At 76.9% G+C, this 667-nt stretch carries 1 protein-coding gene; it reads left to right on the top strand.

What is annotated here, in order from left to right; translation table 11 throughout:
• A partial coding sequence (locus VM95_RS37860; protein ID WP_045706095.1) for an SDR family NAD(P)-dependent oxidoreductase occupies positions 1 to 667 on the top strand: 667 nt, incomplete at both ends.

Raw genomic sequence — 667 nt, forward strand, 5'->3', positions numbered from 1 at the left:
TCGCCGATCCGCTCCTGGGACGTGCGCCGGGGCCAGGAGGCCTTCCGCTACCTGCGCGAGGGCCGCAACACCGGCAAGGTCGTGCTGACCGTGCCGGCGGCCCTCGACCCCGAGGGCACCGTGCTCATCACCGGCGGCACCGGCGGCCTCGGCGCCCTGTTCGCCAAGCACCTGGTCGAGCGGCGCGGTGCCAAGCGCCTGCTGCTGGTCAGCCGTCGCGGCCCGGCCGCCGAGGGCGTGGCCGAGCTGGTCGCCGAGCTGTCGGCGCTCGGCGCCGAGGCCCGGGTGGCCGCCTGCGACGTCACCGACCGCGACCAACTGGCCGAGCTGCTCGCCGCGTTGGAGCACCCGCTGACGGCCGTCGTGCACGCGGCGGGCGTCCTGGACGACGGCGTCGTCGAATCGCTGACCGCCGAGCAGGTGGCCCGGGTGATGCGCCCGAAGGTCGACGCGGCCTGGAACCTGCACGAGCTCACCGCGGGCACCGAGCTGGCGGCCTTCGTGCTGTTCTCCTCCGCCGCGGCACAGCTGGGCAACCCCGGCCAGGCGAACTACGCCGCCGCCAACGCCGCCCTCGACGCCCTCGCGGCGACCCGCCGCGCGGCCGGCCTGCCGGCCACCTCGCTGGCCTGGGGCCTGTGGGCCGACGCCACCGGCATGACCGGCG

The sequence above is a fragment of the Streptomyces rubellomurinus genome (genome assembly GCF_000961885.1).
Classification (GTDB): Bacteria; Actinomycetota; Actinomycetes; order Streptomycetales; family Streptomycetaceae; genus Kitasatospora; species Kitasatospora rubellomurina.